This window comes from Priestia taiwanensis (assembly GCF_014638355.1).
Classification (GTDB): domain Bacteria; phylum Bacillota; class Bacilli; order Bacillales; family Bacillaceae_G; genus Priestia_D; species Priestia_D taiwanensis.
This window is the reverse complement of sequence record NZ_BMFK01000008.1, coordinates 1-15,059: the sequence shown is the minus strand read 5'-3', so window position 1 is coordinate 15,059 and position 15,059 is coordinate 1. Positions and strand designations below refer to the sequence as shown.

The window sequence follows — 15,059 nt, the reverse complement described above, 5'->3', positions numbered from 1 at the left end:
TACTATGTACGCTTCGTCGCTCCCTTAGTGTACGTCATACTAGATGAAAATATACATGCCATAAAAACCAAGAATGAAAATCACCCTTGGCTCTTCTCTTCATATAGTTGAAAAGGCATTCCTGTTCGCAAAATCCCACGTGTCTCAATACCACCTAGTCCTTTTTCACCTGTAATTGTATTTTTCACAATATCCCACACCTGCACTCGGTCCATAAATGGCGTGTAACTAATCTTGGCAACAACGTATACCGGGTCTAGCGCATGAATGTTTATACGAGAAGGCGAACTTGCAAAGTTAGCTCCTGCATGAATCAATGCTTCAAAGTGTGATTGACACGCTCCTGCAAAAATGATGAGTTGATCAAGCGAAGGAATTTTCTTTCTGGCTTCTCTTACTGTTTCAACAAAATATCTAGAGTGACGATATGCTTTTAAATCTGTTACTTTTCCTTTTGCTTTCGTATAAGCATCATGACCCGTAATAACTAAAATGTCTGGACGATACTCATCAATTAATTGCCCAACCTTTTGATGCATCTCTGTTTCTTTGCAATACACACCTTGCACAGGCACATTCATCTTCTCATATAACTCTAAACATTTTCGTAAATAAAGGGGGTCTCCATCTATATGAAGGACTTTTCCTGGTAACTGAAAATAATGAATGTCATTTGAATATCCTCGTGTAGAATAATACTCATTTCGTTGCTTAATTAATTGGTAGTCTTGCTTAAACAATCGAAATGTCTTTTCTACTTTCTCTCGTTCTCTCTTCGCTCGTTTCGAATACTCCCCTTCATCGACAAGTACTAAATCATGAATGGGTGCATCAGCAATTAAGCGAACATCCTCTCCATATAGGATTGCTGTTTTCTGTCCATTCTCTTCCTTTATCTCAATCACTCGAAATAACAAGTCACATCCATGCGATGTTCTTCCGACTAAATCTCCGACACGTACCATCACTCTTTTCCCTCCAAGCTTATAATCAGTATTCGGGAGAAAAGAAAAACATAACAGACTATAAGCACTTTCTTCTCTACCTTATGTTAGGACAACATCATAGGTGACAAGAAAAAAGAAGCTATCGACATGCCATAGGCTACCGGTAGCTTCAAAAAAATTATTTATGTGCAATTGTATAAAGGCTATCACTTAAACGAGCAAATTCTTCAATCGACAATGTTTCGCCTCGTCGTTTTGGATCGATTCCAATCTCTGCTAAAATTGCTTCAACTGCCACTTTATCTTTCTTTAGTGCTGGGACGTTATTCATTAAGTTATTCATTAATGTTTTACGACGCTGAGCAAAGCTTGCACGTACTACTTCAAAGAAGAAATCTTCGTGCTCTACCTTTGCAGCAGGCTCTTTACGCTTCATTAAGCGGATGACAGCTGAATCAACATTAGGTTGAGGAATAAAGACTGTTTTTGGTACAATCATCACTGTTTCCGCTTCTGTATAATATTGAATCGCAATGGATAATGAACCGTACTCTTTCGTACCAGGTTTTGCAGCAATACGATCTGCTACTTCCTTCTGCAACATACATACAATTCCTCGAATCGGTAAGTCCTCTGTTAAGAGTTTCATTAGAATTGGTGTTGTAACATAGTATGGTAAGTTTGCTACAACCATCGCTTCTATACCTTGGAATTCTTCATTCATCATATTTTTTACATCTGCTTTTAATACATCACTGTGAATAATCTTCACGTGCTCGTACGGTGATAATGTGTCTGCTAAAATTGGTAATAATCGTTGGTCAATTTCAAACGCAACAACTTTTTTCGCTCGTTTCGCTAATTGCTCTGTTAACGCACCAATTCCAGGTCCAATTTCAATAGCACCCATATTTTCGTCTAACTCAGCGAAATCGCAAATACGATCTAAAATATTCGTATCAATTAAAAAGTTTTGTCCTAAGCTTTTCTTAAATGAAAAGCCATACTTTTCTAATATATTTTTTGTTCGAACTGGCGTTGCAATATCTTTCATCATTTGTTTTCCTCCTGCATCATTTGGCGCACAGCTTCTTCAAAATCACCCTTCGAGATTTGAAAGACTTGAAGTCGTTTATGTAGTTGTTTGCCATTTGTATAACCTATTTTAAGTAGCTTCCCTATCTTTTCACGTCGTGATTTCGCAACCGAACCACCGATTAAACCCGCATCTAATAAATCATCCCAGCTTATTTCTCCTTTATACTCTTCCGTTTGCTGCTGAGCATGCTGCAAAGCTATGCGAATTGCTTCAACAGAAGCATGTTCAATTCCAAGACCACGCTTTCCTTTTTTTGCGATTGCTTCTTCTTTTGACAAGAAAGCATGTTTGCAATTTGGGACATGTTGCGTAATGATGTTACGTATACGTTCACCTGGATAGTCAGGGTCTGTAAAAACAATGACTCCCCTTTTCTCCTGGGCTAATTTTATTCTTTCCAACGTTGCTTCGTTAATCGCAGAACCGTTTGTTTCAATTGTATCTGCATCAACAGCGTGCTTAATCTTAACCGTATCGTCCTTCCCTTCTACGACGATAATCTCTTTAATTCTCATGTCGTCCTCCTACTTACATGCCATTCTTTATAGTAAACAGTAAATTACGTTTTTTTTCAACAGATAGAAACAACTTCCTTGTGACTATTTTTCCTCTTTTATTATTCATTAACAATCATTTTAGGATTTTCTTTTCAGACATACAAAATGGGTAGAAGGTTTCCCTCCTACCCATTTATCATCTTAGTTTAAAATTTTAATTGTTACTTTCTTACGACCCCATTGATACACTTCTTTAATCGAAGGTAATAAGACATCGATTTTATTCCCTTTAATTGCTCCACCAGTATCTCCAGCAATTGCATATCCGTAACCTTCTACCCAAACTTTTGTTCCAAGTGGAATAACACGAGGATCAACTGCAATTAACTTCATGCCTGGATTCTTTTGAATATTATATCCACCTGCCGTTAACCCTTGGTTGCCTGGCTGAGATGCTGCATAAGCTGTTGCCTCTACAACCATCTCACGTGCAACAGAACCTTGTCGGGTTCCAGCTGCAACTACTTGGTTCTTTGGGTTTTTTGTTACTTGTTCACTCATCACTGTACGTGATACTTCTTTACCATTCTCTTTAACAATTTCCACTGTCTTTTGTTTTAGACCATTCTCACCTTGCGTTAGTACCTTTTCTGTACCTGAATCAAGGTTCGCATCACTTTGTTTTACAACAGAATACGAAATAGGTTCTTCCACCACATCGGTGACCTTTTCTACTCGGATGACTTTTATAATTGAATTTTCGGTAACTACTTCATCTAAAGCAGGTTCCACGCGATCAAGCTCATTTAATGTAACTTGTTTTTTATTCAAAAAGTCAGCGACAGTAGTCGAAGTTGACCAAACTTGCTCTTTTTGCCCGCCAACATCTAATGTCATCGGAAAAGCTTTGTTAATGATGATTTGTGTATTATCTTCCATCTTCGCCTCGCGTGAAGGTAATACTTCATCATGCTCTCCTACTACAATTTGTTGTTCTACTAAAAGATCGTTCACTGTATCTGCTGTTGTCCATAAGGACTGCTTCTGCCCATCTACGACTAACTCGATTGGATGAGCCAAGTCAATCCTGACATCCATATCATCTGTTAATACTGTATCTACGCTTGGGCTAATTTTATCTGCTTCGCGTAATTCAATTTTTTGTTCTTTTAACAGTTCACCCACTGTTTCTGCATGTGTACGTACTGTCTCTTGTTGCCCATCTACTTCTAATTGAACTGTATCCTTCAATCCCTGATACGTTCCTGTTCCGATAGAACTTGTCAACACTAGCGCACTGGCCAGCTTAATCGTTAGATTATTTCTCTTTCCAAGTTCGGATAAAAAATTCTTCGCCTCTTTTAACATATTGCGAAATCCTCCTTTTTGTATGAGAAATCTAGATCTAGCATGTAAAAAACAGGTAAGAGAAAGAGGTTTCCTTTCAGTAAACCTCTTCCACTTTTATTTATTCAATCTTAAATAATTTCTTAGCATTTTCAGTTGTTCTTGTTGCAACTTCTTCAAATGATAGTTCTTTGAGAGAAGCTATTTCCTCTGCGACAAGCTTTACATAACTAGGTTCATTTCTCTTTCCTCTGAATGGATGTGGCGTTAAGTAAGGGCAATCTGTCTCAATTAATAGCTTTTCAAGTGGGATTTCTTTCGCAACTTCTTTTGGCATCCTCGCATTTTTAAATGTTACGGGGCCACCTAATGAAATATAGAAGTTCATCTTCATACACTCTTTCGCTATTTCTACACTGCCACTAAAGCAATGCATAATGCCACCTACTTCACTTGCTCCTTCTTCTTTCAGAATATCTACTATATCTTGTGTAGCATCTCGATTATGAATGATGATTGGAAGTTTTACTTTCTTCGCTAAGCGAATTTGCTTACGAAATACTTCTTTTTGCACATCTTTCGGAGATTTATCCCAGTAATAGTCAAGGCCCATTTCACCAAGTGCCACTACTTTTGGATGAGCGGCTAGATCTTCTAACCACTGCAAATCTTCATCTGTCATATCAATTGCATCAACAGGATGCCAACCAACTGCTGCATATAAGAAGTCATACTGTTCCACCAATTCAAGTGCTCGTGTAATCGTCTCTCGATCGAAACCGACAACGACTTGATGCTTCACTCCTGCTTCTAATGCGCGGTTAATTACTTCCTGTAAATCATCATTATATTGTGCTGCGTTTAAATGTACATGCGTATCAAATAACATGCTCATCCTCCATCCATCTGCATTTTAGTCTAGCATAAAGAAAAATTACGTGCCTAACGGTCAAGTAACAAAAAGGTTACAGTACGAAGACATGAATCAACCCTTTAAAAATATTATCATCTCTCCGAATCCCCTTTTATATATCACATTTCCCTTCTCGCTCATGTATCTTTTTTCTAATAGTCATTTTAGAAAACGATTTATTTTTTGTAACATGTTTGTAAAACTGTTACGGTCATGACATCAAACCCCTATTATTCTCGTTTATTCGAAAAAAAGAGACATTTCACGCAATGTTACACGTGAAACATCTCGAATGATGTCGGATTTTTATTCACTTTGACAAGCGATGTCCATTTTTATCTTATTTTACGACTGAACCGTTTGGTAAGGTTTGATCCACTGTTGCTAATGATAAGTTTCCTTCTGCATCTGAACCGGCTAAGATCATGCCTTGGGATAACTCACCGCGAAGTTTCACAGGTTTTAAGTTCGTTACACAAATAACTTTCTTCCCTACTAACTCTTCTGGCTTATAAAATTTCGCAATACCTGAAACAACTTGGCGTTTTTCAGATCCTAAATCTAATTGGATTTTTAATAACTTATCTGCTTTCTTCACTGGTTCTGCAACAAGTACTTCTGCAACGCGTAAGTCTACTTTAAAGAAATCATCAATAAGAATTTCTTCTTTTTGTTCTTCTACAACGACTTCTTTCTTTGACTCTTCCTTCACAGGTGCGGACCCTTGCATTTGTTCTTGAATATATGCTACTTCCTCTTTTGCTTCTAAACGTGGGAAGATTGGATTTCCTTTCGCTACCTTCATGCCTTCTCCTAATGCACCAAATGTTGCTAAACTATCCCAGTTTATTAACGCTTCATTTGTTACACCTAACTGTTCGAAGATCTTTCCTGGTGTTTCAGTTAAGAATGGTTGTAGCATTACCGCTGTCATTCGTAATGATTCTGCTAGGTGATTCATCACAGAAGCTAATTTCTCTTTATCTTCTTCTGACTTCGCTAATACCCAAGGTTGAGTTTCATCGATATATTTGTTCGTACGACTTACTAATTGCCATAACGTACTTAGCGCTACAGAGAACTCCATGTTTTCCATTGCTTCTTCGTACTTCGTCACCGTTGCTTTTGCGAAATCAGCAAGGACACCATCAAATTCCGTAACTGCTCCTTTATATGCTGGAATTTCGCCACCAAAATACTTATCGATCATCGCTACTGTACGATTCAATAAGTTTCCTAAGTCATTCGCTAAATCAAAGTTTACGCGGTCAACGAATGCCTCTGGTGTAAATACACCATCTGAACCGAATGGTACTTCACGTAGTAAGTAGTAGCGTACTGCATCTAATCCATAACGATTGATTAATGTTACTGGATCGACAACATTTCCTTTTGATTTACTCATTTTTCCGTCTTTCATTAAGATCCAACCGTGGGCAAATACTTTCTTCGGAAGTGGAAGATCTAACGCCATTAACATAATTGGCCAATAAATTGTATGGAAGCGAACAATCTCTTTTCCTACTAAATGTACATCTGCTGGCCAAAACTTATTGTATAACTCTTCATTATCTGTTCCATATCCTAATGCCGTAATATAGTTAGAAAGAGCATCAATCCACACGTAAATAACGTGTTTCGGATTCCCTGGTACTTTCACTCCCCAGTCAAACGATGTACGAGATACAGCTAAGTCCTCTAATCCAGGCTTAATAAAGTTATTAATCATTTCATTCTTACGAGACTCTGGTTGAATGAACGATGGATTTTCTTCATAAAAAGCTAATAGGCGATCTGCATACTTACTCATACGGAAGAAATATGATTCTTCACGTACTAATTCTACTGGGTGACCACTATCTGGGCTCTTTCCACCAATTACTTTTCCGTTTTCATCTTTCTCTACATCTACTAATTGCGTTTCTGTATAGAACGTTTCATCTGGAATCGAGTACCAACCTTCATACTCATCTAAATAAATATCACCTTGATCTAATAACTGTTTAAAAATTTTGTCGACAACACGTTTATGACGATCTTCTGTCGTACGAATGAAATCATCATATGAAATGTCCATCTTTCCCCATAAGTCTTTGATACCTGCCACGATATTATCAACATACTCTTGTGGTGTAATGTTTAACTCTTCTGCTTTCTGCTGAATCTTCTGTCCGTGCTCATCTGTTCCCGTTAAGTAACGAACATCGAAACCTTTCATTCTTTTATAACGTGCCATCGCATCTCCAGCTACTGTTGTATATGCATGACCGATATGTAATTTCCCACTCGGATAATAAATTGGCGTTGTGATGTAATATGTATTTTTACTCTCCGTCACAATATGTACCTCCTCTAATTTTCCACTCTATATAATGTGCATTCTATAAGCCATTATAGCATTTTTTAATAGGAAAAGTATTTCCTTCTTTCTTACATCTCTTTGCATTTTGTCCAAAAATGTGGCCTATCAACCATTCCTCTTCTAGCTGATAAAAAAAATGTCGAAATCCCCCACTTTTATAGAAGTTATCCGTTGACACTACTTGTAATTATTGGTATCATATCTTTGTAACCTTTTGTCGAACTTTGACGAATGTAAATAATTAATATTTTAATAGATAAGAGATTGAGAGGAGAACAATTAGTTATGAAATCTACAGGTATCGTACGTAAAGTTGATGAATTAGGACGTGTAGTAATTCCAATCGAATTACGCCGCACATTAAATATCGAAGAAAAAGATGCATTAGAAATCTACGTTGACGAAGAGAAAATCATCTTAAAGAAATACCAACCAAATATGACTTGCCAAGTAACAGGTGAAGTATCAGACGGTAACTTAAAATTAGCTCAAGGTAAAATTATCTTAAGTCCAGAAGGTGCTCAGTCAATCTTAACTGAACTTCAAAACTACTTAGCAACAAAATAATAAAAGAGCGTGCTAGACGCTCTTTTTTATTTTGCATGATATTCTTGATAGACATCCCGTTTCATCATCTTGCGTTCTTTCGCAACCGTTTTAATCGCATCTTTCGACATCATGCCTTCGTTCACATAATGTTCCACATGATCCGTTATCGATATATTCTCCCACCATGTCGTCTCTTCCTCTTCGACATACTCATGCGTACCTTCAACAATGATGCAAAACTCCCCGCGAATCTCATCTTCTTGCGACCACTGAATAATTTCCTCTACTGTACCACGAATAAATTCTTCAAATTTCTTTGTTAATTCACGTGATACCGAAATACGTCTATTTCCTAATATGTCATACATACATTGCAACGTTTCTTTTAAGCGATGCGGCGATTCATAAAAAATAATCGTATGTGGGAACTTTTTTAATCGTTCCAGTTCATTTTTCTTCTCTTTCTTTTGACGCTGTAAGAAGCCATAGAAATAAAAATGTTCCGTTGGTAACCCTGATGCAATTAACGAACACAATGCTGCATTTGCTCCAGGTAGTGGTACAACTGTATATCGCTGTGCTGTCGCCTCACATACAAGTTCATAACCTGGATCTGAAATACATGGTGTCCCTGCATCACTTACTAGTGCTACGACTTTCCCTTCTCCTAATGCTTGCATAATCTTTCTGCCACTTGCTTCTTTATTATGCTCATGATAGCTCGTTACCGGTGTCGAAATTTCAAAGTGATTGCATAACTTCTTCGTTTGCCTTGTATCTTCCGCTGCAATCAAATCTGCCTCTTTCAAAATTGTTAACGCACGAAATGTAATATCTTCTAAATTCCCAATTGGTGTTGGAACTAAATATAATATCCCTTCATTCTGTTGAAAACTTTTTTGTTGCCACATACATATTCCTACCTTCTGTTATGTACTCTTCTTTCTTTTTCCGAGTCAGTTGCTTCAATTGATATTCTGCCTTTAATGCTTCTGATTTTGTGTCATGCTCTTCATAATAGAGAAGTATCACTGGCCTACGTGCTCGCGTATACTTTGCACCTGTACCGTTATTATGTGTACACACGCGCTTTTCTACATTTGTTGTATATCCGATATAATAACTAGCATCTCGGCATTGTACGATATACACATAATGTTTACTCTCCATATAAAATGTGCTTCAATTCTTTCGTATACTCATTGTTTTCTTCGTACACAACTAACGGTGGCAATACTTTTAATCCTTTATTTCCATCTTTAATTCCTTCAATTAAAAGTGTATTCGCCTCTTTGTTATGTTTTGGATATACAAGTTGGATACGCTTTGGTTCAATTTTGTATTCTCGCATTAACGTTACAATATCAAGTAACCGTTCTGGTCGATGCACAAATGCTACTTTTCCACCTTGTTTCACTAATTGGCTACTTACTCGCACAACGTCTTCTAATGTACACATAATCTCATGTCTCGCAATTGCTAAATGCTCATTCGGATTTTTCTCCGATGTTGGCAATACTTCAAAGTAAGGTGGATTACATGTCACAACATCATATTGATGATATCCCAATGCTTGTGGCATTTCTTTTAGATCGCCATGAACTAAGTTAATATTCTCTTCCAATCCATTATAAGCAATACTTCTTAATCCCATGTTATATAATCTTTCTTGAATTTCTACACCTGTAATCGTCGCTTTTGTTCTCGTACTTAATAGCAATGGAATAACAGCATTCCCTGTACATAAATCTAATATTCTTCCTTTACTAATTGGTACGTATGCGAATTTTGCTAACAATACCGCATCAAGAGAAAAAGAAAAAACAGAAGGGCTCTGAATAATACGCAACTCTTCTCCTAATAAATAATCTAGACGTTCATCATCGTATAGCTTTTCCATAGGTTCTCCTACCTTTCTACCGCTGCAAACCTTAATGTCTTTATCATTTCCTCCACAAGAAGAAAATAATAAAATACCTTTCCAACGATATGTGGAAAGGCATCGTTTATTTTTTATTTAAAAAGGAGAGGCAAAACAGACAATCTCCTTCTTTTCGGACACTACCGTAATGAACATTACATATATGGAAGCCTTCTTGGTATAAACGAGCTAAATTGTCGTATCCTTCACCGATATCTAGCTGCTTATTTGGCTTGCTCTCCTTCTTACGTGCGTGCTTCTTCTCCACTACAGGAACTTCCCTTGAAGGAGTTTCAAAACGTCTACGTAAATGTTCATTCTCAATCTTAATATAATGATTTTCTTCAATTAGTTCTGCTAAATGTTGCTTTAGTTCTCCTAATTGTTTATATAAATGACCGATTTGTTCTTCCATACTTAACACTGATTCGAATATATCTTTCTTATCCACGTTTCCCACCTCATCTATCTGTGGACTGTATAGAGGCAACTCCTTTGTTCATTAACTCATCTAATGTGAACTCCACAATGCGCTCTGTTTCAACTAGTTCTACTTGAATTAATCGCTCTAGAATATTGAGCCCAATTACTTTTCCAACGCCAACCGGTGTCTTAATTTGTTCATCCAAGTCTGGTAATTGTTCTTTCGCAGCTTCATATTCATCATTCTCATATTTCAAGCAACACATTAATCTACCACATAGTCCAGAAATCTTCGTTGGATTTAAAGAGAGATTTTGATCCTTTGCCATCTTAATAGACACCGGCTCGAAATCACCTAGGAATGTTGAACAGCATAACATACGTCCACACGGTCCGATACCACCTAGCATCTTCGCTTCATCACGTACCCCGATTTGGCGTAATTCAATTCTTGTTCGGAAAATAGCGGCTAAATCTTTTACAAGTTCTCGGAAATCAATACGACCGTCTGCTGTAAAGTAAAAAATCACCTTGTTACGATCAAATGTATACTCTACATCAACCAATTTCATATCTAACGTATGCTCTTCTATTTTGGATGAACATACATTGTATGCTTCTGTTGCTGCTCGTTTGTTTTCTTCTACAATTTTCTTATCATCTTCATCCGCGATGCGAATGACCTTCTTTAATGGAAGAACAACATCATTCTCTCCCACTTTCTTGTTACCTATTACAGCTTTTCCATATTCAATACCACGAACAGTCTCTACAATAACAAATTCGTTTTGCTCTATTTTCAAACTCCCAGGATCAAAATAGTATATTTTCCCTGCTTTTTTAAAGCGTACTCCTACTACTTCATACAAGCGCTTATCCCTCCTGCAAACGCAATACTAATTGTTCAAACAGCAACTGTGTGTTTACATTTGCGTTTATTCTCTTTTTCGTTTCCAAAATGTTTGCCATAGCATTGCTTATTCGTTTCCCTGATTGTTGAAGAGATAGATGTTGTAACAACGATACTTGATCATGAAACACTACCTTTTCCTTCTCTCCGAGTTGTACATATAATGTATCTTTATAGATAAGCAATAATATATCTAATCCGATTTGTAGCTTCTCTTTATCATCAAAATGTTTCATCCATTGTTCATGTATAAATAAAAGAGTTTGATTACTCGCTGTGTTTAACGTTTCATATAATTTTATCACTAAATCTCTAGCTTGTGCAAACCAATCATCATGGCACAACGCTTCCGCTTCACCTAAATCATTTGTTAGCTGGGCTGCAACTGCTGCAAGAGATGGTATATTTTCCTTCTCTACTAATTTCTCTATTAGTTGTGCACGTGGTAACGGTCTAAACGTTAACATTTGGCACCTAGAGATAATTGTATTTAACAATTGATGACTTTGCTCCGTCAATAGAATTGCGACTGTCTCGGCATGTGGCTCTTCAAGAAACTTTAATAAACTATTAGCCGCATTGACTGTCATCTTATCGGCATGCTCAATAATATAAAGTTTCTTCTTTGATTCTACCCCAGTCTTTGTGAATTCCTCTTGAAGTTGCTGAATTTGCTGTTTCTTAATGGAAAGACCATCTGGTGTTACAAGGAAAATATCTGGATGATTTCCTGATTCAATTCGCTTACAGTTCGAACATTGCTGACATGGTTCATATTGCAACCCTTCTGTACAAAAAAGACTTTTGGCGAAATGAATACTCATCTCTAGCTTTCCCGTCCCTTTTGGCCCTTCAAATAAATAAGCGTGGGCAACACGTTGCTTCTTCATACTATTCATCAACATTTTCACAACAATCGGCTGTACGGTTTGAAGATTTCCCCACGTTTGTCTCATCTTATCACTCTCTTACGTATATAAATTAATTAACAATCCTTTTATTTCACCAATTTTCTCTAAAACAGTTAGGCTGTCACTTTCTTTTTCCATTACACGCTCTGTTAACTCTACTAACTGTTCATCAACTTTTGCAACTGTACGATGTGTCTGTTGGAAGCCATGCATATCCCAGCTAGTCGATTGTTTCACGTTCATTCCGTAGTCCACTGCTTCTTGTACAAACTTTTTAACTAAATGTTTAAATTTAGCTAAATCTCGAAAGTTTTTTCCACGCGCCAATCGCTCTCCTTGCCCCTCGATTTCCTTCATAAGCTGTTGCAGATGTCCGGCTTGCATTTTCTCCCCCTGCTTATGAACGTATGTACTAAATGATTTTTCTCCAGTCACGACAGATTTTGTTTCACGATTATTTGTTAATTTAGACAACATACTTTGCTCAATCTTCATGCTTTCACCCCTGTAATTAACCTCTTCTCAATTATAGCAATGTTCTATCCGATGACCTAGTAAGAAAAAGAACAAAAAGACAAAACACTCTTTTGCTTCTTCTATCTTAACGATTCATACGAGCTTCGATTATATGTAACACTCGTTGATATACATCTTCTATAGACTGACTTGCATCGATCATTTGAATACGTTCCTTTTCTGCCGCTGCAATTTTCAAATATCCTGCCCGTACTTTTTCATGGAAGTGTATATTCTCTAAATCTAGACGATTCACTTCGCGATTCTCATTTGCTCTTATGCGTGCTAGTCCAACTTCTGGATGAATATCAAAGTAAATCGTCATATCTGGCATACATGATTCAATCGCAAATTTATTTATTTGATAAATCTCTTCCATCCCAAGACCTCTTGCATGTCCTTGATATGCTAACGAACTATCAACGAAGCGATCACATAATACAAGATGTCCTGTCTCTAATGCCGGTATAACTTTCTCAACAAGATGTTGCCTTCTTGCTGCTGCATATAATAATGCCTCTGTTCGAGCATCCATCATCGTATTTTGCTGATCCAAAATAATTCCACGAATTTGTTCTGATATATGAATACCACCAGGTTCTCTCGTTACGACAATTTTTATGCCTTCTTCTCTCAACCTGTTTGCTACTTGCTGCAAAACTGTCGTTTTACCAGCTCCTTCTGGTCCTTCAAATGTGATAAACAATGATGTTTTCCCCTTTCTTATTCGTATACTTCTAGGATACCTTCTTTTATGTATTGTTCTTGTTGAAATCTTGCTCCACTTTCTATTAACCACTTTAATTGTTCTAATTTTTTTGTAGTAATTACTTCCCCATCTAAAATAAGAGGGATACCTGGTGGATAAGGAATTACAGTCTGACTCGCTATTCGATTCGCTGCTTCTCCAAAGCCAACTAACTGTTTTCTTTTCTTTTCTAATTCCTTATAGCTATAAGGGAATGGAGATATTTCTTGTTCTATTACGGTTGGGTATAGTTTCTCTTCTTGTATCGTATATCCTTGTATTGTTGTTCGCATTTTATTAAGAATCTCCTGCTTATTCACTTGAATATGTAGCGGAAGTACAAATAAAACGTGGAACGGGTCTGCCATCTCTGTGAAGATTCCAACACGTTCAAATAAGGATTGTAATTCAAAGCCAGATAATCCACATCGATTCCCAATAGTCACTTTAAGTGGATCCACTGACACCGAGGATTTTGGTAAAATAATATATAATTGTTCTATCTTTTCTATTTCTTCTTTCCACTCTTTTATATCTTCTAGGATATGTATAGCCCCTTTTTCTTTCAGCTCTGCTGCGTAATAACGAGCTAAATCAAGAGATGCCATTATTGGATAAGAAGGGCTACTAGATTGTAACATATGTAAATAAGTACCTAGCTTTTCTTCGTCTACACGATTACTATTCACGTGTAGATAAGAGCCCATCGTCATAGCTGGTAATGTCTTATGAGCAGAATGAACAACAATATCTGCTCCCTCTTCAATAGCAGAATGTGGGAATAATTCACTTATCTGATAATGAGCACCATGAGCCTCATCTACTAAAACAGGAATTCCATACTCATGTGCCATTTCAATAAGAGAACGTAATGCTACTGTATGACCATAATAATTAGGATTAGACAGAATAACTGCCTTACAGTCTTGATGCACCTCTAACGCCTTCTTAGCACGTTCTATGTCTATTCCAGTAGATACAGCCATTTGCTGATCTACACTCGTTGGTAGAAAAACAGGCTTGGCTCCTGCTAACTTTAATCCGTTTGTAATGGATTTATGGCAATTTCGTTGTACAAGTACTTTATCATTTTCTCCACATACACTTAAAATCATCGCTAGATTACCAACTGTTGAACCATTCACGAGGAAATAACTTTTCTTCACTTCATATAATAATGCTGTTAGCTGTTCTGCATCTTTTATACATGATTCAGGATCGTGTAAATCATCTAAGCCAGTTATTTCGGTTGCATCAATACGGAGTATGTCACGGAAATACAAATTTCCTTGTTTAATACTTATCATACCATTTTTGTGTCCTGGTACATGATAAGAAGCCACATTTTCTTCGTCATGCCTTACTAATGCTTCTATTAAAGGCGTTCTCTTTTGATCCATGATTGACTCCTTTACGTCCATTCTTCTTCTATTATAACAATAACCATGCCATTTGTTTGATAAAACTTTTACCAACATGTAAAAGGATTTTTATACAAAAAAAAATAGGCCCTACAATGCCTATCGTTTATTATTTATTAAGATATGGAGTCGTTGTTTTCTTTAATTGCTCTAAGAAAAACGTATATTTTGGATTATCTGTATCTGTACAGAGTATATCAGCTTCACATTCCTCACAAATAAAACTCATATATAAATGAATTCCAACCGACTTCTCACATTCACAAATGACACATATTTTCCCCATTAACGGTATCCCCATCATCGATACACCTCCATACATCCATTTTGTACAGAAAGACGTGTTTTTATTCTGAAAATTATTTTATTATTTATTGTTATAATGTATGTGCATTTGCCTATTATGTGTATGTCTACGACAAGAACATAAAAAAAGAACTAGCATATGCTAGTTCTTTTTACGTTGCCTGGCGACGTCCTACTCTCACAGGGGGA

General features: G+C 36.8%; 17 protein-coding genes. 1 reads left to right on the top strand and 16 read right to left on the bottom strand.

Annotated features, from left to right (window positions below):
- Positions 1 to 80 precede the first annotated feature (80 nt).
- The 6 genes from yabG to metG all read right to left on the bottom strand — a co-directional run bounded on the left by yabG (position 81) and on the right by metG (position 7,141).
- Positions 81 to 965 carry a sporulation peptidase YabG gene (gene yabG / locus IEV41_RS18800; protein ID WP_239534648.1) on the bottom strand — a complete coding sequence of 295 codons (885 nt, stop codon included), beginning with the start codon at positions 963 to 965 and terminating at the stop codon, positions 81 to 83.
- Positions 966 to 1,125: 160 nt separating this feature from the next.
- Positions 1,126 to 2,001, bottom strand: coding sequence for a 16S rRNA (adenine(1518)-N(6)/adenine(1519)-N(6))-dimethyltransferase RsmA (gene rsmA / locus IEV41_RS18795; RefSeq protein ID WP_188390090.1), 876 nt, complete (start codon positions 1,999 to 2,001; stop codon positions 1,126 to 1,128).
- Positions 2,001 to 2,561 carry a ribonuclease M5 gene (rnmV, locus tag IEV41_RS18790; protein ID WP_188390052.1) on the bottom strand — a complete coding sequence of 187 codons (561 nt, stop codon included), beginning with the start codon at positions 2,559 to 2,561 and terminating at the stop codon, positions 2,001 to 2,003. The genes rsmA and rnmV overlap by 1 nt, the downstream gene beginning before the upstream one ends.
- A gap of 183 nt (positions 2,562 to 2,744) precedes the next feature.
- Positions 2,745 to 3,911, bottom strand: coding sequence for a resuscitation-promoting factor (locus tag IEV41_RS18785; RefSeq protein WP_188390051.1), 1,167 nt, complete (start codon positions 3,909 to 3,911; stop codon positions 2,745 to 2,747).
- A gap of 100 nt (positions 3,912 to 4,011) precedes the next feature.
- Entirely contained in the window at positions 4,012 to 4,779 is a 768-nt protein-coding gene (locus IEV41_RS18780) for a TatD family hydrolase (protein ID WP_188390050.1), read from the bottom strand.
- A 364-nt stretch (positions 4,780 to 5,143) separates the two neighbouring features.
- A complete protein-coding gene (gene metG, locus IEV41_RS18775; RefSeq protein ID WP_188390049.1) occupies positions 5,144 to 7,141 on the bottom strand; it encodes a methionine--tRNA ligase in 1,998 nt (665 codons plus the stop codon).
- Between the two features lie 309 nt (positions 7,142 to 7,450).
- On the opposite strand from metG, the gene abrB reads away from it, so the two are divergent.
- Complete coding sequence (gene abrB / locus IEV41_RS18770) at positions 7,451 to 7,732, top strand: transition state genes transcriptional regulator AbrB (protein ID WP_188390048.1); 282 nt, start codon at positions 7,451 to 7,453, stop codon at positions 7,730 to 7,732.
- A 26-nt stretch (positions 7,733 to 7,758) separates the two neighbouring features.
- On the opposite strand, the gene rsmI is transcribed toward abrB, so the two are convergent.
- The 10 genes from rsmI to IEV41_RS18720 all read right to left on the bottom strand — a co-directional run bounded on the left by rsmI (position 7,759) and on the right by IEV41_RS18720 (position 14,868).
- Positions 7,759 to 8,625 carry a 16S rRNA (cytidine(1402)-2'-O)-methyltransferase gene (gene rsmI / locus IEV41_RS18765; RefSeq protein ID WP_188390047.1) on the bottom strand — a complete coding sequence of 289 codons (867 nt, stop codon included), beginning with the start codon at positions 8,623 to 8,625 and terminating at the stop codon, positions 7,759 to 7,761.
- Entirely contained in the window at positions 8,594 to 8,866 is a 273-nt protein-coding gene (locus IEV41_RS18760; protein ID WP_373284272.1) for a GIY-YIG nuclease family protein, read from the bottom strand. Before IEV41_RS18760 ends, rsmI begins: the two co-directional genes overlap by 32 nt.
- Positions 8,867 to 8,873: 7 nt before the next feature.
- On the bottom strand, positions 8,874 to 9,614 hold the full coding sequence (locus IEV41_RS18755; RefSeq protein WP_188390045.1) for a tRNA1(Val) (adenine(37)-N6)-methyltransferase: 741 nt from the start codon (positions 9,612 to 9,614) through the stop codon (positions 8,874 to 8,876).
- Between the two features lie 106 nt (positions 9,615 to 9,720).
- Positions 9,721 to 10,086: a DNA replication initiation control protein YabA gene (yabA, locus tag IEV41_RS18750; protein ID WP_188390044.1), complete on the bottom strand. Its 366-nt coding sequence runs from the start codon at positions 10,084 to 10,086 to the stop codon at positions 9,721 to 9,723.
- Positions 10,087 to 10,096: 10 nt separating this feature from the next.
- A complete protein-coding gene (locus tag IEV41_RS18745) occupies positions 10,097 to 10,927 on the bottom strand; it encodes a PSP1 domain-containing protein (RefSeq protein ID WP_188390043.1) in 831 nt (276 codons plus the stop codon).
- 4 nt (positions 10,928 to 10,931) lie between these two features.
- Positions 10,932 to 11,924 carry a DNA polymerase III subunit delta' gene (gene holB, locus IEV41_RS18740; protein ID WP_188390042.1) on the bottom strand — a complete coding sequence of 331 codons (993 nt, stop codon included), beginning with the start codon at positions 11,922 to 11,924 and terminating at the stop codon, positions 10,932 to 10,934.
- Between the two features lie 12 nt (positions 11,925 to 11,936).
- Positions 11,937 to 12,374, bottom strand: a complete 438-nt coding sequence (locus IEV41_RS18735; RefSeq protein ID WP_188390041.1) for a YaaR family protein — start codon at positions 12,372 to 12,374, stop codon at positions 11,937 to 11,939.
- 106 nt (positions 12,375 to 12,480) lie between these two features.
- Positions 12,481 to 13,101, bottom strand: coding sequence for a dTMP kinase (gene tmk, locus IEV41_RS18730; protein WP_229722290.1), 621 nt, complete (start codon positions 13,099 to 13,101; stop codon positions 12,481 to 12,483).
- Positions 13,102 to 13,118: 17 nt separating this feature from the next.
- Positions 13,119 to 14,543, bottom strand: a complete 1,425-nt coding sequence (locus IEV41_RS18725) for an aminotransferase class I/II-fold pyridoxal phosphate-dependent enzyme (protein WP_188390040.1) — start codon at positions 14,541 to 14,543, stop codon at positions 13,119 to 13,121.
- A 130-nt stretch (positions 14,544 to 14,673) separates the two neighbouring features.
- Positions 14,674 to 14,868 (bottom strand): sigma factor G inhibitor Gin, encoded by a 195-nt coding sequence (locus IEV41_RS18720; RefSeq protein WP_188390039.1) that lies wholly within the window; start codon positions 14,866 to 14,868, stop codon positions 14,674 to 14,676.
- Positions 14,869 to 15,059 lie beyond the last annotated feature (191 nt).

What these genes read in the sequence shown, in the direction of transcription:
- yabG (WP_239534648.1), bottom strand. Translation starts at nt 965, where the DNA reads ATGGTACGTGTCGGAGATTTAGTCGGAAGAACATCGCATGGATGTGAC.
- rsmA (WP_188390090.1), bottom strand. Translation starts at nt 2,001, where the DNA reads ATGAAAGATATTGCAACGCCAGTTCGAACAAAAAATATATTAGAAAAG.
- rnmV (WP_188390052.1), bottom strand. Translation starts at nt 2,561, where the DNA reads ATGAGAATTAAAGAGATTATCGTCGTAGAAGGGAAGGACGATACGGTT.
- IEV41_RS18785 (WP_188390051.1), bottom strand. Translation starts at nt 3,911, where the DNA reads ATGTTAAAAGAGGCGAAGAATTTTTTATCCGAACTTGGAAAGAGAAAT.
- IEV41_RS18780 (WP_188390050.1), bottom strand. Translation starts at nt 4,779, where the DNA reads ATGTTATTTGATACGCATGTACATTTAAACGCAGCACAATATAATGAT.
- abrB (WP_188390048.1), top strand. Translation starts at nt 7,451, where the DNA reads ATGAAATCTACAGGTATCGTACGTAAAGTTGATGAATTAGGACGTGTA.
- rsmI (WP_188390047.1), bottom strand. Translation starts at nt 8,625, where the DNA reads ATGTGGCAACAAAAAAGTTTTCAACAGAATGAAGGGATATTATATTTA.
- IEV41_RS18755 (WP_188390045.1), bottom strand. Translation starts at nt 9,614, where the DNA reads ATGGAAAAGCTATACGATGATGAACGTCTAGATTATTTATTAGGAGAA.
- holB (WP_188390042.1), bottom strand. Translation starts at nt 11,924, where the DNA reads ATGAGACAAACGTGGGGAAATCTTCAAACCGTACAGCCGATTGTTGTG.
- IEV41_RS18735 (WP_188390041.1), bottom strand. Translation starts at nt 12,374, where the DNA reads ATGAAGATTGAGCAAAGTATGTTGTCTAAATTAACAAATAATCGTGAA.
- IEV41_RS18725 (WP_188390040.1), bottom strand. Translation starts at nt 14,543, where the DNA reads ATGGATCAAAAGAGAACGCCTTTAATAGAAGCATTAGTAAGGCATGAC.
- IEV41_RS18720 (WP_188390039.1), bottom strand. Translation starts at nt 14,868, where the DNA reads ATGATGGGGATACCGTTAATGGGGAAAATATGTGTCATTTGTGAATGT.